The organism is Streptomyces paludis, assembly GCF_003344965.1.
Lineage (GTDB): Bacteria > Actinomycetota > Actinomycetes > Streptomycetales > Streptomycetaceae > Streptomyces > Streptomyces paludis.
In genome coordinates this window covers 5,703,813-5,725,415 of record NZ_CP031194.1, presented here as the reverse complement: position 1 = coordinate 5,725,415, position 21,603 = coordinate 5,703,813, and the positions used below count along the sequence as shown (strand labels likewise).

At 69.5% G+C, this 21,603-nt stretch carries 19 protein-coding genes and 1 riboswitch; of the genes, 4 read left to right on the top strand and 15 right to left on the bottom strand.

Features of this window, described 5'->3' with window-relative positions; all coding sequences use genetic code 11:
- Positions 1-78 precede the first annotated feature (78 nt).
- The 9 genes from DVK44_RS25340 to DVK44_RS25300 all read right to left on the bottom strand — a co-directional run bounded on the left by DVK44_RS25340 (position 79) and on the right by DVK44_RS25300 (position 10,127).
- On the bottom strand, positions 79-744 hold the full coding sequence (locus DVK44_RS25340) for a trimeric intracellular cation channel family protein (RefSeq protein WP_114662159.1): 666 nt from the start codon (positions 742-744) through the stop codon (positions 79-81).
- A gap of 123 nt (positions 745-867) precedes the next feature.
- Positions 868-2,007: an ABC transporter ATP-binding protein gene (locus DVK44_RS25335; protein WP_162794046.1), complete on the bottom strand. Its 1,140-nt coding sequence runs from the start codon at positions 2,005-2,007 to the stop codon at positions 868-870.
- On the bottom strand, positions 2,004-3,038 hold the full coding sequence (locus DVK44_RS25330; RefSeq protein ID WP_114662157.1) for an ABC transporter ATP-binding protein: 1,035 nt from the start codon (positions 3,036-3,038) through the stop codon (positions 2,004-2,006). Before DVK44_RS25330 ends, DVK44_RS25335 begins: the two co-directional genes overlap by 4 nt.
- Positions 3,035-4,045 (bottom strand): ABC transporter permease, encoded by a 1,011-nt coding sequence (locus DVK44_RS25325; RefSeq protein WP_114662156.1) that lies wholly within the window; start codon positions 4,043-4,045, stop codon positions 3,035-3,037. The genes DVK44_RS25330 and DVK44_RS25325 overlap by 4 nt, the downstream gene beginning before the upstream one ends.
- 192 nt (positions 4,046-4,237) lie before the next feature.
- A complete protein-coding gene (locus DVK44_RS25320; RefSeq protein ID WP_114662155.1) occupies positions 4,238-6,004 on the bottom strand; it encodes an ABC transporter substrate-binding protein in 1,767 nt (588 codons plus the stop codon).
- 42 nt (positions 6,005-6,046) lie between these two features.
- Positions 6,047-7,045: an ABC transporter permease gene (locus tag DVK44_RS25315; protein ID WP_114662154.1), complete on the bottom strand. Its 999-nt coding sequence runs from the start codon at positions 7,043-7,045 to the stop codon at positions 6,047-6,049.
- A gap of 493 nt (positions 7,046-7,538) precedes the next feature.
- The gene (locus DVK44_RS25310; RefSeq protein ID WP_114662153.1) at positions 7,539-8,333 is read right to left on the bottom strand and encodes an enhanced serine sensitivity protein SseB C-terminal domain-containing protein; all 795 of its coding nucleotides are present in this window, start codon (positions 8,331-8,333) and stop codon (positions 7,539-7,541) included.
- Positions 8,334-8,620: 287 nt separating this feature from the next.
- Positions 8,621-9,379 carry an enhanced serine sensitivity protein SseB gene (locus tag DVK44_RS25305; protein ID WP_228447369.1) on the bottom strand — a complete coding sequence of 253 codons (759 nt, stop codon included), beginning with the start codon at positions 9,377-9,379 and terminating at the stop codon, positions 8,621-8,623.
- A 55-nt stretch (positions 9,380-9,434) separates the two neighbouring features.
- Positions 9,435-10,127, bottom strand: a complete 693-nt coding sequence (locus DVK44_RS25300) for an AAA family ATPase (RefSeq protein WP_114662151.1) — start codon at positions 10,125-10,127, stop codon at positions 9,435-9,437.
- 182 nt (positions 10,128-10,309) lie between these two features.
- Positions 10,310-10,407, top strand: a riboswitch (glycine riboswitch).
- Positions 10,408-10,572: 165 nt separating this feature from the next.
- On the opposite strand from DVK44_RS25300, the gene gcvT reads away from it, so the two are divergent.
- The 4 genes from gcvT (at position 10,573) to DVK44_RS25280 (ending at position 15,099) form a co-directional block, all read left to right on the top strand.
- Positions 10,573-11,697, top strand: coding sequence for a glycine cleavage system aminomethyltransferase GcvT (gene gcvT / locus DVK44_RS25295; RefSeq protein WP_114662150.1), 1,125 nt, complete (start codon positions 10,573-10,575; stop codon positions 11,695-11,697).
- Positions 11,698-11,811: 114 nt separating this feature from the next.
- Positions 11,812-12,189, top strand: coding sequence for a glycine cleavage system protein GcvH (gcvH, locus tag DVK44_RS25290; protein WP_114662149.1), 378 nt, complete (start codon positions 11,812-11,814; stop codon positions 12,187-12,189).
- Between the two features lie 16 nt (positions 12,190-12,205).
- Entirely contained in the window at positions 12,206-13,474 is a 1,269-nt protein-coding gene (gene glyA, locus DVK44_RS25285) for a serine hydroxymethyltransferase (RefSeq protein WP_114662148.1), read from the top strand.
- Positions 13,475-13,716: 242 nt separating this feature from the next.
- Positions 13,717-15,099, top strand: a complete 1,383-nt coding sequence (locus tag DVK44_RS25280; RefSeq protein WP_114662147.1) for an L-serine ammonia-lyase — start codon at positions 13,717-13,719, stop codon at positions 15,097-15,099.
- A gap of 60 nt (positions 15,100-15,159) precedes the next feature.
- On the opposite strand, the gene DVK44_RS25275 is transcribed toward DVK44_RS25280, so the two are convergent.
- From DVK44_RS25275 to DVK44_RS25250, 6 genes are read right to left on the bottom strand one after another with little or no spacing between them, the layout of a single operon-like run.
- Complete coding sequence (locus DVK44_RS25275; RefSeq protein WP_114662146.1) at positions 15,160-16,095, bottom strand: carbohydrate kinase family protein; 936 nt, start codon at positions 16,093-16,095, stop codon at positions 15,160-15,162.
- Positions 16,092-17,279 (bottom strand): serine hydrolase domain-containing protein, encoded by a 1,188-nt coding sequence (locus tag DVK44_RS25270; RefSeq protein WP_181957523.1) that lies wholly within the window; start codon positions 17,277-17,279, stop codon positions 16,092-16,094. The genes DVK44_RS25275 and DVK44_RS25270 overlap by 4 nt, the downstream gene beginning before the upstream one ends.
- Positions 17,276-18,256: a glycoside hydrolase family protein gene (locus DVK44_RS25265; RefSeq protein WP_114662145.1), complete on the bottom strand. Its 981-nt coding sequence runs from the start codon at positions 18,254-18,256 to the stop codon at positions 17,276-17,278. The genes DVK44_RS25270 and DVK44_RS25265 overlap by 4 nt, the downstream gene beginning before the upstream one ends.
- 60 nt (positions 18,257-18,316) lie before the next feature.
- A complete protein-coding gene (locus DVK44_RS25260) occupies positions 18,317-19,141 on the bottom strand; it encodes a carbohydrate ABC transporter permease (protein ID WP_114662144.1) in 825 nt (274 codons plus the stop codon).
- Positions 19,141-20,169: a carbohydrate ABC transporter permease gene (locus DVK44_RS25255; RefSeq protein WP_114662143.1), complete on the bottom strand. Its 1,029-nt coding sequence runs from the start codon at positions 20,167-20,169 to the stop codon at positions 19,141-19,143. Before DVK44_RS25255 ends, DVK44_RS25260 begins: the two co-directional genes overlap by 1 nt.
- Positions 20,166-21,548: an ABC transporter substrate-binding protein gene (locus DVK44_RS25250; protein WP_114662142.1), complete on the bottom strand. Its 1,383-nt coding sequence runs from the start codon at positions 21,546-21,548 to the stop codon at positions 20,166-20,168. The genes DVK44_RS25255 and DVK44_RS25250 overlap by 4 nt, the downstream gene beginning before the upstream one ends.
- Between the last annotated feature and the right edge of the window lie 55 nt (positions 21,549-21,603).

Here is a 21,603-nt window from a genome sequence, read left to right as displayed (position 1 = left end):
ACAGCACACTACAACAACGAAATACTAAGCGGTAGCTTAATATTTTCCCGCCGTACGGTCATAGGCTCACGCATACGCTCACGCCTCCGGCCCCTCCTCCGCCGCCGACCGCCGGTTCCAGGCACGCGGCGCCCGCCAGTGGAAGCGCATCGCCAGCAGCCGCAGCACAAACGCGGTCACCACGGCGAGCGTGCTGGTCAGCGCGTTCAGCGCGTCGAAGCGGATGCAGAGCGCCACGATCGACGCGCCCACGAGGGCCGGTACGGCGTACAGATCGCGGTCCCAGCGCAGCAGCGAGGGCACCTCGTTGGCGAGGACGTCCCGCAGTACCCCGCCCCCGACCGCCGTGGCCAGCCCGAGCACGACGGACGAGGTCAGACCGAGACCGTACGCGTACGCCTTGGTCGTCCCCGTGACGCAGAAGAGCCCGAGACCGGCGGCGTCGAAGACGTTGACCGCGTTCTGGATACGTTCGACCTGCGGATGCAGGAAGAAGACCAGCGCGGTCGCCACCAGCGGCATCGAGAAGTAGCCGAGGTCCGTGAAGGCGGCCGGCGGTACGGCCCCGATGACCAGGTCGCGCAGCAGCCCGCCGCCCAGCGCGGTGATCTCGGCCAGCACCGCCATGCCGAACACGTCGAAGTTGCGGCGTACGGCGAGCAGCGCGCCGGAGATCGCGAAGACGAAGATCCCGACGAGATCGAGCGCGTGCTGGACGGAGGGGGTGAACAGGTCATGGAGCACCCGGACATTGTGCCGGGCGCGGGCGGGTGGGGAGGGAGGACGAGCACGCAGACGCGCCCCGGCCTGCCCGAAGGCCGGCCGGGGCGCGCCCGGGGGTGTTCCGCGTACTCCGCGTACTCCGCGCTACGGCTTCTTCTCGCCGGTGGAGTCGCCGGCAGCCTCAGCCGGCTCAGCCACCTCAACAGCCACCTCAGCAGCAACCTCCGGCGCCTTCGCCGGAGCCGGAACCGCCGCCTTCGCCGGAGCCACCAGCAGCACCGTGTCCTGCGGCTGCTGGTCCTCCGCGTTCTCCGGGTGGTGGCACGCCACCTGGTGCCCCTGCCCGAGCTGGATCAGCGGCGGGTCCTGCTTCGCGCAGATCTCCGTCGCCTTCCAGCACCGGGTGTGGAACCGGCAGCCGCTCGGCGGCGAGATCGGCGACGGCACATCGCCCTTGAGCAGGATCCGGTCGCTCTTGCCGCCGCGCCGGCTCGGGTCCGGCACCGGCACCGCCGACAGCAGCGCCTTGGTGTACGGGTGCTTCGGCGACTCGTACAGCGAGGAGCGGTCCGCCAGTTCGACGATCTTGCCGAGGTACATCACGGCGATCCGGTCCGAGACATGGCGGATGACCGAGAGGTCATGCGCGATGATCACGTACGTCAGGCCCAGCTCGTCCTGGAGGTCGTCCAGCAGGTTCACCACCTGCGCCTGGATCGACACGTCCAGCGCCGAGACCGGCTCGTCGGCCACGACCAGCTTCGGGTTGAGGGCGAGCGCCCGCGCGATGCCGATGCGCTGGCGCTGACCGCCGGAGAACTCGTGCGGATAGCGGTTGAAGTGCTCGGGGCTGAGGCCCACCAGCTCCAGCAGCCGCTGCACCTCCTTCTTCACACCGCCCTCGGGCTCGATGCCCTGGAGCTTGAAGGGGGTGGAGACGATCCCGCCGATGGTGTGGCGCGGGTTCAGCGAACCGTACGGGTCCTGGAAGATCATCTGGATGTCGCGGCGCAGCGGACGCAGCGCGCCGGCGGACATGTGGGTGATGTCCTGGCCCTGGAACTCGACCTTGCCGCCGGTCGGTTCGAGCAGTCGCGTGATGAGCCGCCCCATGGTCGACTTGCCGCAGCCCGACTCGCCGACGACACCGAGGGTCTCCCCGGGCCGTACGTCGAAGGACAGCCCGTCGACGGCCTGGACCGCGCCGACCTTGCGTTTCAGCACCCCTTTGGTGATCGGGAAGTGCTTTTTCAGGTCGGTGACCTTCAGGATCGGTTCAGTCACAGCTTCGGCGCAATCTCTTCGGTCCAGATCTTTTCCCGCTCCGCCTTGGACATGTGGCAGGCGGAGAAGTGCCCGTCGGTGATCTCCCGCAGATTGGGACGCTCGGTGCGGGTGAGGTTGTCCTTGGGTACGTCGGCGTACGGGCAGCGCGGGTTGAAGGCGCAGCCGGACGGGACGTTGATCAGGCTGGGCGGAGTTCCCTTGACCGGGACGAGCCGCTCGGTCTGCTCCCGGTCGATCCGGGGCATCGAGCCGAGCAGGCCCCAGGTGTACGGGTGCTGCGGCTGGTAGAAGACCTTCTCGGAGGTGCCGCGCTCGATGCAGCGCCCGGCGTACATCACCAGCAGTTCGTCCGCGATCTCGGCGACGACGCCCAGGTCGTGGGTGATGATGACGACCGCCGAGTGGAACTCCTTCTGGAGGTCGCGGATGAGGTCGAGGATCTGCGCCTGGACGGTGACGTCCAGGGCGGTCGTCGGCTCGTCCGCGATCAGCAGCTCGGGGTTGTTGACCAGCGACATCGCGATCATCGCGCGCTGGCGCATCCCGCCGGAGAACTGGTGCGGGTAGTCGTTGTAGCGGCGCGCGGGCTCGGGGATGCCGACCCGGTCGAGCATCTCGACGGCGCGCTTCTTGGCCGTCTTCTTGTCGACGGCGTTGTGGACGCGGTACGCCTCCACGATCTGCGCGCCGATGCTGTAGTACGGGTGCAGGGCGGACAGCGGGTCCTGGAAGATCATCGCCATCTTGTGGCCGCGCAGCTGGCGCACCCGCTCCGTGCCGGCGCCGATCAGCTCCTCGCCGTCCAGCCAGATCTCGCCGGAGATCCGGGCCCGCTCGGAGTTGTGCAGCCCCATGATGCCCAGGGAGGTCACGGACTTCCCCGAGCCGGACTCGCCGACGATACCGAGGGTCTTGCCCGCTTCGAGGTCGAAGCTGACCCCGTCGACGGACTTGACCAGGCCGTCGTCGGTGTCGAAGTGGATGCGCAGGTCCCGTACGGAGAGGAACTTCTTGCTCGCGTCGCTCATGAGAGCCTCACCCGGGGGTCGATCGCGGCGTACACGAGGTCCACCAGCAGATTGCAGAAGACGATGAAGAAGGCGGCCACCAGCGTCACACCCATCACGATGGGCAGGTCGCTGCTCTGTACGCCGGTGATGGCGTACTTGCCCATGCCCTGGAAGGAGAAGACGCTCTCAGTGATGACGGCGCCGCCGAGCAGCAGCCCGAAGTCCATGCCGAAGATCGTGACGAGCGGGGTCAGCGCGGCGCGCAGACCGTGCCGTACGACCACCTTGCGCTCCCGCAGGCCCTTGGCGCGCGCGGTTCTGATGTAGTCCTCGCCCATGGTCTCCAGCATTCCGGCTCGGGTGAGCCGGGCGTAGAGGGCCGAGTAGAGGAAGGCGAGGGTGCACCAGGGAAGGATGAGGTTCGACGCCCACTCAACGGGACTCTCGGAGAACGGCACGAAGTTGATGCTCGGCCAGATCTGCCAGTTCGTGACGAACAGCGCCATGGCGGCCAGGCCAGTGAAGAACATCGGCAGGGAGACACCGGCCAGGGCGACGGCCATGGCCACGCGGTCGAAGATCGAGCCCCGCTTGAGCGCGGAGAGCACACCGATCGCGACACCGGAGATGACCCAGAGGAACGCCGCGCCGAGGGCCAGCGACAGGGTCACCGGGATGCGCTGGACGATCTCGGGCCAGACCTCGACATGGGTCTTGAACGAGTAGCCGAAGCACGGCGCGTTGCAGACCGAGGGGTTGGGGCCGAAGTTGTACTCGGCGCCGACCACGATGGCCTTGATGAAGTGCCAGTACTGGAGGTAGAGGGGCTGGTCGAGCCCGAGGTTCGCCTTGATCGCGGCGATGGCGTCGGGGTCGGCGCCCTTGCCCACGTACTGGGCGGCCAGGGAGTCGGTTGTCTGCCCGCCGAGGCGGGGCACCAGGAAGAAGATCGCGAACGTGACTGCGCTGACCACCAGCAGCAGCAACACCGCGGCGAAGACGCGTCGGATGATGTACGCAGCCACAGCCGTGCGGCGCCGGGTCCCAGGGGCGGATTACGCCCGCACGACCCCGCGCCTTCACCTGCCTTTCGGGGGGTGCTTGCTTGATGTACAGGTGTGACGAGATGTCAGAAGGTGCTACGAGGTGTTACGAGACGGTGCGCGGCCGTGCGAGGACGACCGCGCACCGCGTACCGCTTACGCCGAGAACCTCGGTTACTTCGAGGAACTCATCAGCACGTAGTCGTACATGCCGAGGTAGGACTCGGCCACCGTGACGTTGGTCGCGGAGTCCGGGCGGTAGAGCAGGTTCTTCTTGTAGAAGAGCGGGACGACCGAGGCGTTCTCGGCGACCATCTCGTCGACGTCACCCCAGATCTTGCCGCGCTCGGTGGCGTCGATGGTGCCGATGCCGTCCGTGAGCGCCTTGTTGATCTTCGGGTCGTTCAGCTCCATCAGGTTCGTGCCACCGGACGGCTTGATCGCCGCACCGTTCACGATCTGGTCGAGGAAGCCGTAGCCGGTCGGCCAGTCGGCACCCCAGGCCATCATCATGAGGCCGGCCTTGTTCTTGTGGACCCACTCCGGCGAACCGGCGAAGTCCGTGAAGTACTTGCTGGCCGGGAAGGTCTTGATCTCGGCGTTGATGCCGACCTTCTTCAGGCTCTCCTGGAGCTGCGTGGCGGCGAGGACCTCGTCGGGACGGTCGGTGCGCGCGGTCAGCACGGTGGAGAAGCCGTCCGGCTTGCCACACGCCTTGAGGGCTTCCTTCGACTTGGCCGCGTCACCCTTGTTGCCGGCGGACGGGTACAGGTCGAACTTCTTGTAACCGGCGACCGACGGCGGGATCAGCGTGGTGGCCGGCTCGCCCTTGACCGCACCGCCGATGGCGTCGACCATGCCGGCCTTGTCCACCGCGTACTGCACGGCCTTGCGGCAGTCGGGCTTGTTGAACGGCGCGACGTTGACGTTGATCGCCAGGTACTGGGTGGCACCCGCGTACGGGTTGTCCGTCTTGGCCTTCTCGGCGGCCTTGACGAGCACCTTCGGCTGGGTCTTCGACTGGAGACCGGTACCGGCGATGTCCGCGGTGATCGTGTCGTTGAGCAGGTGATCGTCAACGGTCGTCGCGTTGATGTTGAACTTCAGCTCGATCTTGTCCGGCAGCGCCTTGCGGATCGGGTCCGTGGCCGCGTCCCACTCGGGGTTGCGGACCAGGGTCGCGCCGCGGCTCTCGCTGTACGCGGAGAACTTGTACGGGCCGGAAGAGATGATCTTCTGGACGTACTCGGCGCCCTTGTCGGCCTTCTGCGGGACCGGCGCGGTCTGCGAGAACGCGGCCAGGTAGTCCATGTCCGCGAACGGCTTGTTCAGCTTGAAGGTGATCGTGTAGTCGTCCGGGGTCTCGATGGACTTGAGACCGCCCTTGGACTTGTCCTTGTACGGACCCTTGTACTTGTCGCCACCGTCCAGGTACGACTTGAAGTACGTCGGGCCGTTGGACAGGGCCTCCGGCGCGAAGTTGGAGCGCTCGATGGCGTACTTGACGTCCTTGGAGGTGACCTCGGTGCCGTCCTCGAACTTGACGCCCTTGCGGAGCGTGTACGTCCAGGTCTTGGCGTCCGCGCTGGCCTTGCCGAGCGAGGTGGCCAGGTCGGGGACGACCTCAAGACCCTTCTTGCCGGGGGCCGGGTTGAACGAGACGAGCGAACGGCCGTACAGGCGGGAGAAGTTCTGCACCCAGCCGTAGTACGTGTTGCCCGGGTCCAGGGAGTCCGGGCCACTGGAGTGCTCGTACGTGACCGTCCCCCCCTTCTTGGTGCTCGCGTTGACGATGCTGCTGAGACCGGCGTCGGCCTTCGCGGTGCTGGTCGTGCCGTTCTTGTCGCCGTCGCTCTTGTTGTCGCTGTTGCCACAAGCGGTCGCGCCCAGCGCCACCGCCAGCGTGACGGCGATCGCCGATGCTGTCTTCCTGCTGTTCACCTGAGGAAAGCCCCCTCGATTGACGGTGCGGCTGCGCCGCGATTACTTGCCACGGGGGTCGAGTGCGTCGCGCAGCCCGTCCCCCAGCAGATTGAAGGCCAGCACGGTGATGAAGATCGCCATGCCGGGAATGATCATGAACATCGGGTCGACCTCGTAGAGGTCCACCGCGGTGGACAGCATCCCGCCCCACGACGCCTGCGGCGGGGCGATACCGACGCCCAGGAAGCTCAGGGACGCCTCGAAGAGGATGTTGGTCGGGATCAGCAGCGTCGCGTAGACGAGGATCGGCGCGATCAGGTTCGGCAGCAGCTCCCGGAACAGGATGAACGGGCCGCGGGCGCCCAGCGACCGGGCGGCCTCCACGAACTCCCGTTCCCGCAGGCTGAGTGTCTGCGCGCGGACGATGCGTCCGATGTACGGCCAGCTGAAGAAGCCGATGACGAAGATCAGTACGGCGATCCGGAGCGAGAGCCCGGAGAGGCCGAACGCGCTGCCCTGGAGCGACGCCGAGATCGAGATCGCGAAGAGGAGCAGCGGGAAGGCGAGGAAGGTGTCCATCATGCGGCTGATCGCGCTGTCGACCCAGCCACCGTAGAACCCGGCCACCACACCCATCACCACGCCGATGACGACGGAGAGCATCGTCGAACCGGCCGCGACGACCAGGGAGACCCAGGAGCCCTCGATGATGCGGGCCAGGATGTCGCGTCCGGTCTGCGGCTCGACACCGAGCGGGTGGTCCCAGCTGATGCCGCCGAAGCTGCCCTTGGGAGCGAGCAGCTGGGGGTCGACGAGGTCCTGGTTGAAGGCATTGGGGTCGAGCCCGAAGACCGCCTGGATCGGCTTGGACAGGACGGCGACAAGGATCAGGAGCAGCACGATCACCGCGCCGGTGAGCGCGACTTTGTCGCGTTTGAAACGCGTCCACGCGATCCGGCCGAGCGAACGGCCCTCGATCTGCTTGCCCCCGGCGCCCTCCAGCACCGCTTCCGGCTGCGCCTGCGCCGCCGACCCGGTGGTCTCGATAGGTGCCGTCATTGCGCTGGAGACCCCTCTCGGCCGACGGTGGCCGGCCCATGACCGCCGCTGTAGCGGCTCGTTCACTTCAGATGTCACATGGTGGTCCCCCGATCCGTGTGATTCGGGGGACTGCTTCGTTGAGCGCATCGCACACTAGTACGTGTCGAGGCCACCTGCTGCACGGAGTCTTCAGCTACGACGCGATCACCCGCCACCCCCCACTGGGAATGGTTGCTCAACCGTGATGCGATAAGAGGGTTACCGTTATCCGGACGTGTTGTTCGACTCAGCGGACACGGGCGTGCGCCAATCGGCCCGTATCAGCCATACCGCCCAAGTGTGCCCAGATACTGGACAACCAACACATCCGGCGGGCCCGCCGAGCCCGCTCCGGAGGCGTTCGGGAGCGGCAAGCCCGCAGGTCCAGACCTATTTCGCGGTCAACTCGCGTAGACCGCCCGGCGGTCCCCCCAGGGTCCTTCAATGGTTCGGCGCGCGGACCGGCGGGGCGTCAGTAGCCGCGCGGACCGGGCGGCGGATAGCCGTATCCGGGTCCCCCGGCGGGTGCCGCGGGCGCCGCGTGGGCCTCACGGTCGTAGAACGGACGGGAGTTGGCGCGCAGCCACATCGTTACCGGGTCGTACTCGTCCGACATCGCGACGGTGGAGACCGGCAGCCCGTCCGGCACGGCGGTGACCGACTGGCGCATCATCGCCTGCACGGACTCGACGGAGGCCGGGCTCGTGTCGTACAGATCGAGCCCGATCGCGAGATACGGCGCGCCGAGCGCGGGCTGCACCCAGGTGCGGCGCAGCGAGCGGACGGCCGCGGTCCGGTGCGCGTTCTGCGTGAGCAGGGCGTAGAACTGCGGGAGCGGTACGGCGGGTTCGGAGAGCCGGAGGGGTCCCGCGGGCATCCGGTCGAGGCCGGTGGCGATCCGGCGCAGATCGAGCCAGGGGATGCCGACACCGCCACCGGGAGCATGCGGATTCAGCCAGATTCCCCAGCGGTCGGGGTAGAGGGCGCGGGCGATGTCATGTCCCGTGACGACCTCGTGGGCGCGGGTCCAGCCGCTGGCGGACAGCTCCTGCGCGGAGGTGACACAGGGGGCGTAGCCGAGGCCGTCGACCTCCATGTTGCCGTACTGCGCGTCGGGTGAACCGGCCGCGCCGTGCCAGAGCAGCATCCAGACGCTGTCCTCGGCGAGGGCCCGCAGCAGCGCCTCGTACGCGTCGTACCGTCCGGGCGTCACCTGGCGCAGCATGTGCTCGACCTGCCCGGCCGCCGCGGTGCCTGACGCGCTCACTCTGGGTCCCGCCCCTCGTCGTTCCACCATTCGCCCAGCTCCCCCGGGCACTTTCCGGACACACGGTGCGGCGGCCCGGCCGGAACCAAGCTTAGGTCCTGCTTAGGTCCGGCTTAGGTCCGGCTTACGTCCAAGCTCGGGTCCTGCCCCGGGCCGTCCCCCTCCCCTCGTACCCGTGTCGGCGGACCGTACCCGCGCGGACTCCCGCGGATCGCGCGGGTGCCGGCCGGAGCCCGCGGAGGTGCCGGCCGACGCCCGCGGGGGTGCCGTACGCGCCGGGGCGCGGGTCAGCCGCGCTGGTAGAAGGGGCGCACCCGGGAGGTCAGCCAGTCGGCGACGGGGTCCTGGGCCATGTCGAGCAGCAGGAGATTGACCGGCCAGCCGACCGGGACCCGGCCGAGCGCGCGGCCGAGCGCGTCCATCGGCACATTGCGCCCGTCGCCCTCGAAGGACGAGAGCTGGACGCCGATGAAGAGGACCGGCGGCTCGCCCTCGACGCTGGCGAGGGTGCGCCGGGCGGAGACGACCACGCCCGTCGTCTCGAACTCGGCCGCCGCCGCGGCGAGGAAGTCGACCGGGTCCTCCTGCCAGTCCGGCTCGAAGAGCCGCACCCGGCCACCGACCGGCGGGCCGTCCAGCGGGCCGTCCAGCGGGCCGTCCAGCGGGCCGCGGCCCGTCCGGCACAGCTCGGCGACGGCGAGCGGCGGCAGCGGCATGCCGACCAGGCCGCCCGGGTTGACCACCACGCCGAGCTGCGGCGGCAGACCGCGGGCGAATTCCCGGGCCGGGGCGACGGTGAAGGCCATGTGCTCGCCGGCGCACTGGCGGAACTGTGCCGCCGAGCTGAACACCGGGACATACGCGCCGCCCTCGATGTCCATCGTGGGCAGATCGAGCGAAGTGCTCTCGGGGCCGCCGCCGTTGGGCAGCGGGACCCACACCTCGCTGCGCCCGAGCACCTCTATGAGTCGTGCGCCCGCTCCGTCGACCCCGAGCGAGGCGGCGAGCGCCTCTTCCAACTCGTTGCCCGGCCATGCTGTGTTCACTGTGATTCCTCCGCCCTTGACCCTGCGGCAGCACCTTACGACCTGGGACGGGCCGTCACGGCCCGTGGACCACCGCCGGGGCATCCACCGGCGCCCCCGGCTGCGCGGGGAGCGCGATGCCGGGGACACCGGGGAAGAGGATCGCCCGCAGCGCCCCGGCGGACTCCCGGTCCAGCAGGACGGCGGAGGAGCAGCCGACCGGCGGCAGGCCCGTCCCGGCGGCGGCGAGCAGCCGGCGGACCGCGCGGCGGTGCCGGGCGAACGCGTACCGCGAGACGCCGCGTCCGCGCTCGCGCTGGCCGGCCCGGGCGACCTCCGGTGTGACGTCGAGGACGAGGAGATGGAGCAGCCGGCCACGCCGCCGGGTCTCACGGGCCAGCCACCCCCGGACCCAGCTCTGTGTCCCGCAGTCGTGGACGACGGCGCTCGCGCCGGAGCGCAGCACGCGCCAGAGGCCCGCGTAGTGCGCGATCCGGACGAGCGGGCGGTAGACGGCGTACGGCAGTCCGGGCGGGACGAGGGCGGCCCAGCGGTCCCTGACGTCCTGGGAGTCGATGCCCCGGCCGCCGGCGGCGCGCCGGATCAGGGTGGATTTGCCGCTGCCGGGCAGCCCGGAGACGACCACGACGTCCCCGGCGGCGAAGACCAGGGATCCCGGCGGATGCCCGCCCGGGCCGCGTAAGTCCCGTACGGCCGGAATCTGCTCCAGCCATACGGGCGCGTACGGTCCCGTACTCAGCGCCGTCATCGCCGTCCCCCTGTCAGCTCGGCCGCAGCGGCCGGTGTCCCCTGCACGAACTTTTGCCCACGAAGCGTAAAGAGAAGGTAACGTCCGGCGAGCCGTTCACCCGGTCGGAGGAGTTACCTCCCGGACACCCCGATCGGGCGTCCCTCGTGCGATGATGTGCCCGCAACTGCATACCGGCCGTTTGAATCCGCGCGGGAGAGTCCCGGTCACTGTGTGTGCCGGGCGCCGAAGGAGCAAGTTCCTCCCTTGAATCTCTCAGGCCCCGTACCGCGTGGATGAGGCAGATCTGAAAAGCGGGCCGCGTCACGCGGCTCCACCCAAGGTGCAAGTCATGGCCTCTCCCGACCGCGCCGAGCGCGCCGCCGGGTGGCCGTGGTGAACCTCTCAGGTTCCGATGACAGATGGGGAGGACCGTCAGCACTGTCATGCCCTGGGAGCCACACCGATGAGCCATGCCCCCCGACTCACCGCCCTCGACGCCGTACACCGCGCGCTGGGCGCGACCATGACCGACTTCGCGGGCTGGGACATGCCGCTGCGGTACGGCAGCGAGCGCGACGAGCACCAGGCCGTCCGTAACCGCGCCGGACTCTTCGACCTCTCCCACATGGGCGAGATCGCGGTGACGGGCCCGGCCGCCGCCGACCTCCTCGACTACGCGCTGGTCGGCGACATCGGCGCCGTCGCCGTCGGCCGCGCCCGCTACACCATGATCTGCCGCGAGGACGGCGGAATCCTGGACGACCTGATCGTCTACCGCCTCGGCGCGGACGAGTACCTGGTCGTCGCCAACGCCTCCAACGCCCGGACCGTGCTGGACACCCTGAGCGCCCGCTCGGAGGGGTTCGACGCGGATGTACGGGACGACCGCGACGCGTACGCGCTGCTGGCCGTCCAGGGTCCGGAGTCGCCCGGCATCCTGAAGGCGGTGACCGACGCCGATCTGGACGGGCTCAAGTACTACGCGGGCCTGCCCGGCACCGTCGCCGGGGTGCCGGCCCTCATCGCGCGCACCGGCTACACGGGCGAGGACGGCTTCGAGCTGTTCGTGGAGCCCCGCTACGCGGAGCGGCTCTGGCAGGCGCTGACCGAGGCCGGCGCGGGCGTCGGCCTGGTGCCGTGCGGGCTGTCCTGCCGGGACACCCTGCGGCTGGAGGCCGGGATGCCGCTGTACGGGAACGAGCTGTCCACCGCGCTGACCCCGTTCGACGCGGGCCTGGGCCGGGTCGTGAAGTTCGGCAAGACGTCCAACGGCGGCGACTTCGTCGGGCGTACGGCCCTGGCGGCGGCGGCCGAGCGCGCCGCGAGCGCCCCGCCGCGCAAGCTGGTCGGCCTGATCGCGGAGGGCCGCCGGGTCCCGCGCGCCGGGTATCCGGTGGTCGCGGACGGGGTGACCGTGGGCGAGGTCACCTCCGGCGCCCCGTCGCCGACCCTGGGGCGGCCCCTCGCCATGGCGTATGTCGACGCCGCGTACGCCGAGCCGGGCACCAAGGGCGTCGGCGTGGACATCCGGGGCACGCACGAGCCGTACGAGGTCGTGGCGCTGCCGTTCTACAAGCGTCGAAAGTGATCAGGTCGGACCACTGGCATCCGCCCTCTGTCTGTATCGGCTCGTCTTCGGCCCGTCTCGTTCCGTAAGACGACTGTTCCGCACCACACCCCCGCGTACAGGAGAATTCAGGTCATGAGCAACCCCCAGCAGCTGCGGTACAGCAAGGAGCACGAGTGGCTGACGACCGCCGAGGACGGCGTGTCGACGGTCGGTATCACGGAGTACGCGGCGAACGCCCTCGGCGATGTCGTGTTCGCCCAGCTCCCCGAGGTCGGTGATCAGGTGACGGCGGGCGAGACCTGTGGAGAGCTGGAGTCCACCAAGTCCGTCAGCGATCTGTACTCCCCCGTGACCGGTGAGGTCACCGAGGCGAACCAGGACGTCGTGAACGACCCGTCGCTGGTGAATTCCGCTCCGTACGAGGGCGGCTGGCTGTTCAAGGTGCGCGTCGCGGAGGAGCCGAAGGATCTGCTCTCCGCCGACGAGTACAAAGAGTTCTCCGGCAACTGACACCCCAGGGACTGTGATGTCTTCCTCTTCGCTTCTCAACGCCTCCCTCCACGAGCTGGACCCGGACGTCGCCGCCGCGGTCGACGCCGAACTCCACCGTCAGCAGTCCACCCTCGAAATGATCGCCTCGGAGAACTTCGCTCCGGTCGCGGTCATGGAGGCGCAGGGCTCCGTACTGACCAACAAGTACGCCGAGGGCTACCCCGGCCGCCGTTACTACGGTGGCTGTGAGCACGTCGACGTGATCGAGCAGATCGCCATCGACCGGGTGAAGGACCTCTTCGGCGCCGAGCACGCGAACGTACAGCCGCACTCGGGCGCCCAGGCGAACGCGGCCGCGATGTTCGCGCTGCTCTCCCCCGGCGACACGATCATGGGTCTGAACCTCGCCCACGGCGGGCACCTGACCCACGGCATGAAGATCAACTTCTCCGGGAAGCTCTACAACGTCGTCGCGTACCACGTGAACGAGGAGACCGGCCAGGTCGACATGGCCGAGGTCGAGCGGCTCGCCAAGGAGTCCCGCCCGAAGCTGATCGTGGCCGGCTGGTCGGCGTACCCGCGCCAGCTGGACTTCGCGGCGTTCCGGCGGATCGCGGACGAGGTCGGCGCGTACCTGATGGTCGACATGGCGCACTTCGCCGGTCTGGTCGCCGCGGGTCTGCACCCCAACCCCGTACCGCACGCCCATGTCGTGACCACGACCACGCACAAGACCCTCGGCGGTCCGCGCGGCGGGGTGATCCTCTCCACCAAGGAACTGGCGAAGAAGATCAACTCCGCGGTCTTCCCCGGTCAGCAGGGCGGCCCGCTGGAGCATGTCATCGCGGGCAAGGCGGTCGCCTTCAAGGTGGCGGCCACGGACGAGTTCAAGGAGCGCCAGCAGCGCACCCTGGACGGCGCCCGGATCCTCGCCGAGCGGCTGGGCCTGCCGGACGTGACCGAGGTCGGCGTCTCCGTGCTCTCCGGCGGTACGGACGTCCATCTGGTCCTGGTCGATCTGCGCAACTCCGAGCTGGACGGCCAGCAGGCCGAGGACCGGCTCCACGAGCTGGGCATCACGGTCAACCGGAACGCCGTCCCGAACGACCCGCGGCCCCCGATGGTCACCTCGGGTCTGCGCATCGGCACCCCGGCGCTGGCGACGCGCGGCTTCACGGCCGAGGACTTCACCGAGGTCGCGGAGATCATCGCGGCGGCGCTGAAGCCCGAGTTCGACCGCGACGCGCTGGCCGCCCGGGTCTCCGAGCTGGCCGCGAAGCACCCGCTGTACCCCGGCCTGTAGCCACCCCGTACGACCCCGTACGACCCCGTACGACCCGTACAGCCCGTACGCCTGGTGTCCGCCGGGGCACCGTGCGGCTCCCGATCGGAGCGGCGCGGTGCCCCGGTGCCACGTACGGGCTGCCGCACGCACCCCTTCGGCGCACCGCACCCCTTCGGCGCACCACCCCCGCGCACCGCACCGGGGCACGACCCCCGCACCCCACACTCCCCGCACCACCTCCCGCATCAAGGAGTAGCCCCGTGGCCATCTCGGTCTTCGACCTGTTCTCGATCGGCATCGGCCCGTCCAGCTCCCACACGGTCGGCCCGATGCGCGCGGCCCGGATGTTCGCCCGCCGGCTGAAGAACGAGGGCCTGCTCGCGCACACCGTCTCGGTCCGCGCCGAGCTGTACGGCTCCCTCGGCGCGACCGGCCACGGCCACGGCACCCCCAAGGCCGTACTGCTGGGGCTGGCGGGGAACTCCCCCCGGACGGTGGACGTGGAGAGCGCCGACGCCGAGGCGGAACGTATCCGCACGAGCGGCCGGCTGAACCTCCTCGGTATGCACGAGATCGCCTTCGACACCGGTACGGACCTGGTCCTGCACCGCCGCAAGGCCCTGCCGTACCACGCGAACGGAATGACGGTCGCCGCGTACGACGCCGACGGCGGCTCGCTGCTGGAGAAGACGTACTACTCGGTGGGCGGCGGCTTCGTCGTGGACGAGGAGGCCCTCGGCGAGAACCGCATCAAACTCGACGACACCCCGCTCACCCACCCCTTCCGCACCGGCGACGAACTGCTCCGGCTCGCCTCCGAGACCGGTCTGTCGATCTCCGCGCTGATGCTGGAGAACGAGAAGGCATGGCGTACCGAGGACGAGATCCGCGCCGGGCTGCTGGAGATCTGGCGCGTCATGCAGGCGTGCGTGGCCCGCGGGATGGCCCGCGAGGGCATCCTCCCCGGCGGCCTCAAGGTCCGCCGCCGCGCCGCCCACTCGGCGCGGCAGCTGCGCGCGGAGGGCGACGCGCAGGCGCACGCGATGGAGTGGATCACCCTCTACGCCATGGCCGTCAACGAGGAGAACGCCGCCGGCGGCCGGGTCGTCACCGCCCCCACCAACGGCGCCGCCGGCATCATCCCGGCCGTCCTCCACTACTACGTGAACTTCGCGGCGGGCGGCGCCACCGAGACCGAGAAGGACGACAACGTCGTCCGCTTCCTCCTCGCCGCCGGCGCCATCGGCATGCTCTTCAAGGAGAACGCCTCCATCTCCGGCGCCGAGGTCGGCTGCCAGGGCGAGGTGGGCTCCGCCTGCTCCATGGCCGCCGGCGCCCTGGCCGAGGTCCTCGGCGGCTCGGCCGAACAGGTCGAGAACGCCGCCGAGATCGGCATGGAACACAACCTCGGCCTCACCTGCGACCCCGTCGGCGGCCTCGTCCAGATCCCCTGCATCGAACGCAACGGCATGGCCGCGGTCAAGGCGGTCACGGCGGCGAAGATGGCCCTGCGCGGCGACGGCAGCCACAAGGTCTCCCTCGACAAGGTCATCAAGACCATGAAGGAGACGGGCGCCGACATGTCCGTCAAATACAAGGAGACGGCCCGGGGCGGGCTCGCGGTGAACATCATCGAGTGCTGAGAGAGCCGGCTCCGATCGGGTAGGTCTCGTCTTTCGGCGTTGTCGTGCCGCGTCCGTGTGTCAGGTGTGGGGCGGGGGGCTTGTGGCGGTGTGGAGTTCGGTCTGGGTGGGGGGTTGTGCTGCCTCTCGTTGGACGGTGAGGGCGGCTGCCAGGGCCGCGCGGGTGCCGAGGTGTTCCAGGGTGGTGGGGCCGAGGGGGCCGGGGGGTCGTTGCTCGTTGAGGAGGGTGGCGAGGATCGCGGACATGAAGCTGTCACCCGCGCCGATCGTGTCCACGGCCTGCACGGTGGGGGCGGGGACGGTCGCGGTCGCGGCCGGGGTCGCGAGTTTGGCTCCCTTGGCGCCGAGGGTGATGATCGCCAGTTCCGCGCCTGCGTCGAGCAGGCCCGCGAGTACGTGTGCGTCGCTGCGCGCCGGGTAGAGCCAGGCGGCGTCCTCGTCGCTGAGCTTGACGATGTCGGCTCGGCGAGCGAGGCGTTCGAACCGCTGTACGGCGTCCGTTCTGTCGTGGAGCAGTGAGGGGCGGATGTTCGGGTCGAAGCTGATCGTCACGGAGTCCGGTACGCGGGCGAGGAAGTCCTCGACCGTATCGGCTCCCGGCCGAAGAAACGCGCCGAGCGAGCCGACATGGATCAGCTCCACGGCGGGCAGGGGCACCGGTCCGGGCGGGGCCCACTCCATGACGAACGCGTATTCCGCCGAGCCGTCGGGGTGAAGAGTCGCCGTGGCGGTGTTCGTCGGAGAGGCCGTGAAGGACGCGGGGACGATCTCCACACCGGCCTCGCGGAGGTGGCCGGCGATGAGCGCGCCGGCGGTGTCGGCGCCGAGCTGGGTGAACAGCTGGGTCGGAACGCCCAGTCTCGCCAGCCCGACGGCGACGTTCATCGGTGAGCCGCCCGGATGCCGGGTCCGGCCCTGAGGGGTGTCGACGATGTCGAGAACGCTCTCTCCGACCACCAGCGCGGACGGCCTGTCGTGTGTACGTGAATCCTTCATGGGCGTGGCCTGTCGCGGAGGATGCGGCGCAGTTCGTCCACGAGCGCGGTGGCCCGGTGGTCGGTGCCCGCTTCCATGAGGTTGGTCAGGAAGGCGAATCCGACCTGGTGCGTCACATCGGCGAAGGCGACCTGCCCGCCGGCGCCGTCGTGCCCGAAGGAGGCGGGCCCGAGATACTCGCGTGCGAGAGAGGGCAGTTGGAACCCCATGCCCCACCGGGGGTACGGCGGTGGACCGCCGAAGACCGGAGTGCCTTCGGTCTGCGGCCGGATGGCGTCGTCCACGGTGCCCGCTTCCAGCAGCCGTACGCCGTCGGTCTCCACCACGGTGGCCGACCAGATCGCGGCCAGGGCCCGGGCCGAGGCGATACCGCCCGCTCCCGGCAGCTCCGCGGCCTGTATCCGGGGATCGTTGAAGCCCCCCTCGTCGGCGACGAGTTCCGCCGGGAACGCCTTCCCGAGGGTCATGGCCCGGTCGGACCAGTCGACTTCCCCGGCCGGCCGTGCCGCGGCCTGTTGTGCGACGAGCGCGGTGAGGCTCGGGCCGGCCCGCAGGTGGGCGACCTGACGCCGTACCGGATGAGGCAGGCCGATCCACGCGTCGGCGTGGAGCGGCGTGGCGATGAGGTCGTCGAAGTACTGGCCGACCGTTCTGCCGGTCACACGGCGGATGACCTCACCGGCGAGCCAGCCGTGGGTGAGGGCGTGGTACGCGTGCCCCTCGCCCGGGGGCCACAGCGGTTCCTGGGCCGCGAGCAGGCCGGTGACGGTGTCCCAGTCGATGGCCTCCTCGACGGTGAGGAGCGCACGCGGCGCCGAGAGCCCGGACCGGTGGGCGAGGAGATCGGCGACCGTGATCCGCTCCTTGCCGGCGGCGGCGAACTCGGGCCAGTGGGCCGCGACGGGGGTCCGCCAGTCGAGGAGGCCGTCCTGCACGAGGCGGGCCGCGAGGAGGGAGACCAGGCCCTTGGTGCAGGAGAAGATGACGCTGGTGGTGTCCTTCGTCCAGGGCGAGCGGTCGCGCGCGTCGGCGGTTCCGCCCCACAGATCGGCCACCGTCTCTCCGGCCACTCGGACGCAGAGCGCCGCGCCCATGCCGTCGTGGTCCGTGAAGGCGGCGGAGAAGACCTCCGCGAGGGACGAGAATCCCGGGGCGGTGGTGCCCTCGACGCGGATGGTGTTCATTCCGGACTGCCTTCGCTCAGGAGGGCCCGCGGCACGAGACCGCGCCGGTCCGGTGACCAGCTCACCCTTACGGGGTCGGACAGCGCGCCGGCGAATCCTTCGCCGTCATGGGAGTTGTCGAAGGCCAGCAGTACGGTCCGGCCGCTCCGGTCCTCGATGAGACGCCCGCTGTAGAGGGATTCACCGACGACCAGCCGGGCGTCCTCCACCGCGTACGGGCCCAGGGCCGTGGCGGCGGGGACGCTCCAGACGCCGCCGGTCCCGCCGGCCGTCCGCCGGGCCGCGGAGAGCCGGGGGGTGTCGCAGGACAGCAGCAGTACGGTCTCGCCGTCCACGGTCGCGACCTGGGGGACCTCCAGATGCGCGAAGCCCGCACCCGGGTCGCTGAGGGGTGCCCGTACCGTCCACTCCTGGAGGTCCGGTGACGTGGCGTGCCCGATCACGCCCCGGTCGTCCACGGGACCGTGGTTGGCCCGGGCGGTGAGAAGCATGTGCCAGCCGTCACCGGCCGGGTCCGGGAACACCCAGGGATCGCGCCATGCCTCTTCGGGCCAGCTGGAGTCCCCCAGCTTCTCGTACCAGCGGCTGTCCGCCTCGACGAGCGGACCGGGCCGCTTCGTCCAGGTGTGCAGATCGGTGGAGACTGCCACACCGACGGTCTCGATGTTGCCGCCGGTGTCGAGGAAGCGTGCTCCTGTGTAGAACATCCGCCAGACGCCGTCGGGGCCCCGGACCACACTGCCCGTCCAGGTGGCGGTCCCGTCGAAGGCCCCGGGCCGGCCCGGGGCGAGGACCGGGCCGTGATCCCGCCAGTCGACCAGATCGGCGGAGGTCGCGTGCCCGATCCGGGCATTGCGGTGCCTCAGCTCGGGGTCCCCCAGGCTCTTGGGGGCGTGGAGGTAGAAGAGATGGAAGGTGTCGCCGTCGTCGGCGAACCAGAAGTCCCACACCCAGGCGTGGTCCAAGCGAAACGTCATCCGAAATCCTTGTGCTGTGGTTGTGGACAGCTGTGGCTGTGGACGGGAAGGAAGGGCTTCTCAGCCCTTGACCGCGCCCTGGAGCAGCGCCTTGATGAACTGGCGCTGGAAAATGACGTAGACCACGATCGTCGGCAGCATGATGATCAGCGCGCCCGCGAAGAGCAGGGGGAGCTGGTTGAGGTACTGCCCCTGGAACGCCCCCAGGGCGCCGGCCATGGTGCGTTTGTCGGGATCGTCGACCAGGACCAGCGGGAGCAGGAACTGGTTCCAGGTCCAGAGGAACAGCAGGATCGCCAGGGCGGAGAGGGCGGGCATGGCCAGCGGGATCTGGATACGGCGGATCTCCTGGAAGGTACTGGCTCCGTCGATACGGGCCGCCTCGGAGAGTTCGGCGGGCACCCCGGCGAAGTGCGCGCGCATCCAGACGACGCTGAACGGCATGTAGAGCCCGATCAGCGGCAGGATGATCGCCCACTGGGTGTTGAGCAGCCCCAGGGCGGTGATCTCGTAGTACAGCGGGATGATGATCGCCTCGAAGGGGATCGTCAGGCCCAGCAGGAGCAGAAGGAAGACGAATCGTCCGCCGGGGATACGCAGATTGCCCAGGGCATAGCCGGCCATGGTCGCCAGGAGCAGGCTGAGCGGGACGACGCCGAGGATGATGAGCGTGCTGGAGCCGAGCAGCTGCCAGACGTGGGCGGTCCGGAAGGCGACGGCGAAGTTGCCCCACTGGGGATCGCTGGGCCAGGAGAATCCTTCGGGGATACGGTCAGCGGGCTGGAGCGCTCCGGAGAGCATTCCGAGGAGCGGCAGCACGGTGACGATCAGCACCAGGACGAGGACGACGCGTCCGATGATCGCTTCCGTCTTGTTGACGACCATCAGTCTCTGTCCCTTGTCAGCAGCTGAATGGGCAGCACCGTCAGCAGGACGAGTGCGAGAAGGACGATGCCGAGGGCGGACGCCAGACCGACCTCGCTCTGGGTGAAGGCGAGCCGGAAGATCGAGATACCGGGGACGAGCGTGCTGGTCCCCGGACCGCCCTTGGTGGTGGTGTAGATGATGTCGAAGCTGCTCAGCGCGGCGATCACGGTGATGGTGACCAGTACGGCGATCTCGCGCCGCAGCCCGGGAAGCGTGACGGTCACGAACTCCCGCCACCAGCCCGCGCCGTCGATCCGCGCCGCCTCGTAGAGGGACGCGTCGATCTTTCCGATGCCGGTGAGCAGCAGGATGGTGCACAGGCCCGTGAGCACCCAGGAGCCGATGAGGCCGACCGCGGGAAGGGCGGTCCCGAACTCCGCCAGCCAGGAGCGGGAGAGCGAGCCCAGGCCGACGGATTCGAGGAGGGTGTTGACCGTGCCGGTCTGCGCGTACATCCACGACCAGGCGATACCGGCGGCCACCAGCGGGATGATCTGCGGCAGGAACAGCACCGTACGGGCGACCGTGGCGAAGGGACCGGGCCGCACCGTACGGATCAGGGTCGCCAGCGCCAGGCCACTGGCGACCGGGATCACCGTGAAGAAGACAATGAGGATCAGCGCGTTGACGATCGAGATCAGCAGCGCCGGGTCGGTGAACACCCGGATGTAGTTGTCGAGACCGACCCAGGTGGAGGCGCCGATTCCGTTCCAGCGGTAGAACGAGTACTGCACGGCCGTCAGCAGCGGGTAGATCACGAACGCGCAGAAGAACGCCAGCGCCGGCAGGACGAAGAGCCAGCCGGTGACACTCCTCCGCCCCGCCCTCCCCCGCCCGGAGGCGCGGCCGGGCCGGCCGGGCCGACCGGCGCGGCCGGCCCGGCCCCGGGTTGTTCCGACGCCCGCGGCATGAGCGCCCTCCTCGGGTCGCCGCACGGCCGCCGCGGCCGGCTTCGGGTCCTCATGCGTACGGACATCGCGGGTCATGAGCCGGCCAGCTCCTTGACGTAGAACTCCTGGATGGCCGCGACGAACGCCTTGGGCTCCATCCGCCGGGTCAGCAGCTTCTGCTCGTCCGGCTGGAAGGCGCCCGCGTAGATGCCCGCCGTGGTGTTGGCCATGAAGTCGACGAAGCCGTCGTCGGATCCGACCTTCGCCGATGCCGCGAGGGCCTGTGCGATCAGCGAGCCGTCCTTCACCTTCGGCAGCGGCTGCGAGGGGTCGCCGCCGGGGGACGCGCCCGTGACGTCGACCACGATCTGACGGGCCTTGGGGTCGGTGTGGATCCAGTTCAGGAAGAAGGCCGCCGCGTCGGCGTTCTTCGCCTTGGCGGGGATGGAGAACGAGTTGGCGGCGCCCATCGCGACATACGGGCCGCCGTCGGCCGCCGGAGGCGCGAGGACGAACCGGGCGGCCCCCTGTCCCATCGCCTTGTCGGTTCCGGCGGCGTCCCAGTTGCCGTTGAACATCAGCAGGCCCTTGCCCGCCTGGAAGTTGGAGACCATCGTCGTGTAGTTGATCGCGTTGACGTCGGACGGGAAGTATCCGGCGTCGGCCCACTTCTTGAAGACCGTGGCGCCCTTGAGGCTCGCCTCGGTGTCGAAGGTGGCCCCCGGCTTGTTGAACATCCAGTCGATCAGGTCCGACTTGTCCCCGTACTGGTTGATCAGCGCCTGGAGCGCGAAGGTGCCGACCCCGTCCTGCATCCCGATCTGGACGGGAAGGATCTTGGCGGCCTTGGCCTTCGCCATCCACCGCTCCAGCTCGCCGATGGTGGCCGGGGCACCGGTGAGCCCCAGTTGCTCGGCGTATTTCTGGTTCACGTAAATGCCCGTCACGCTGTAGCCCAGGCCCATCTGGTAGAGCGATCCCTCGCCGCGCACCCCTTCCTGGCTCATCCGGGACGGTGCCAGCTGGCCGGCGGGGAATTTGTCCCATCCGTAGCCCTTGAAGTACGGGTCGAGGTTGGTCAGGAGCCCGTCCCTGACGGTGTCGCCCATGGTGGGCAGGCGGATGAGATCCGGTGCGTTGGCCCCGGCCAGGAGGCGCGGCGCGTTGGCGGTGAGGTTCGCGAAGCTGTCGCGGACGACCTTGAAGGTGACGTTCGGGTGCTGCTTGGTGAACTCCGCGGCCAGGTCGTCGGAGACCGGGAAGCCCGATTCGTCCTGGATCCTGATCGTGATCTTGTCGGAGGTGAGCTTCAGGCTCACCTCGCCCTGGCCGGTGGGGCTCGCGGCCGGTGATCCCGGCGCGCAGCCCGCCAGCGCGAGCGCGCCCACGGCGGCGGCGGCCACGACGGCCGGGCAGCGGACCGGGGAGGATGCCGTGCTGCGTCCCGGGCGGGGACGGATCGACTTGAGTGCCATCTACAAGACTCCGTTGTCCGAGCGTGCTCCGCGGGAGGTCCCTCCGGCCGAGCAC

Coding starts and splice junctions, on each gene's coding strand:
- DVK44_RS25330 (WP_114662157.1), bottom strand. CDS start 3,038: ATGAGCGACGCGAGCAAGAAGTTCCTCTCCGTACGGGACCTGCGCATC.
- DVK44_RS25315 (WP_114662154.1), bottom strand. CDS start 7,045: ATGACGGCACCTATCGAGACCACCGGGTCGGCGGCGCAGGCGCAGCCG.
- DVK44_RS25300 (WP_114662151.1), bottom strand. CDS start 10,127: ATGACGGCGCTGAGTACGGGACCGTACGCGCCCGTATGGCTGGAGCAG.
- gcvT (WP_114662150.1), top strand. CDS start 10,573: ATGAGCCATGCCCCCCGACTCACCGCCCTCGACGCCGTACACCGCGCG.
- gcvH (WP_114662149.1), top strand. CDS start 11,812: ATGAGCAACCCCCAGCAGCTGCGGTACAGCAAGGAGCACGAGTGGCTG.
- glyA (WP_114662148.1), top strand. CDS start 12,206: ATGTCTTCCTCTTCGCTTCTCAACGCCTCCCTCCACGAGCTGGACCCG.
- DVK44_RS25275 (WP_114662146.1), bottom strand. CDS start 16,095: ATGAAGGATTCACGTACACACGACAGGCCGTCCGCGCTGGTGGTCGGA.
- DVK44_RS25270 (WP_181957523.1), bottom strand. CDS start 17,279: ATGAACACCATCCGCGTCGAGGGCACCACCGCCCCGGGATTCTCGTCC.
- DVK44_RS25265 (WP_114662145.1), bottom strand. CDS start 18,256: ATGACGTTTCGCTTGGACCACGCCTGGGTGTGGGACTTCTGGTTCGCC.
- DVK44_RS25260 (WP_114662144.1), bottom strand. CDS start 19,141: ATGGTCGTCAACAAGACGGAAGCGATCATCGGACGCGTCGTCCTCGTC.
- DVK44_RS25255 (WP_114662143.1), bottom strand. CDS start 20,169: ATGACCCGCGATGTCCGTACGCATGAGGACCCGAAGCCGGCCGCGGCG.
- DVK44_RS25250 (WP_114662142.1), bottom strand. CDS start 21,548: ATGGCACTCAAGTCGATCCGTCCCCGCCCGGGACGCAGCACGGCATCC.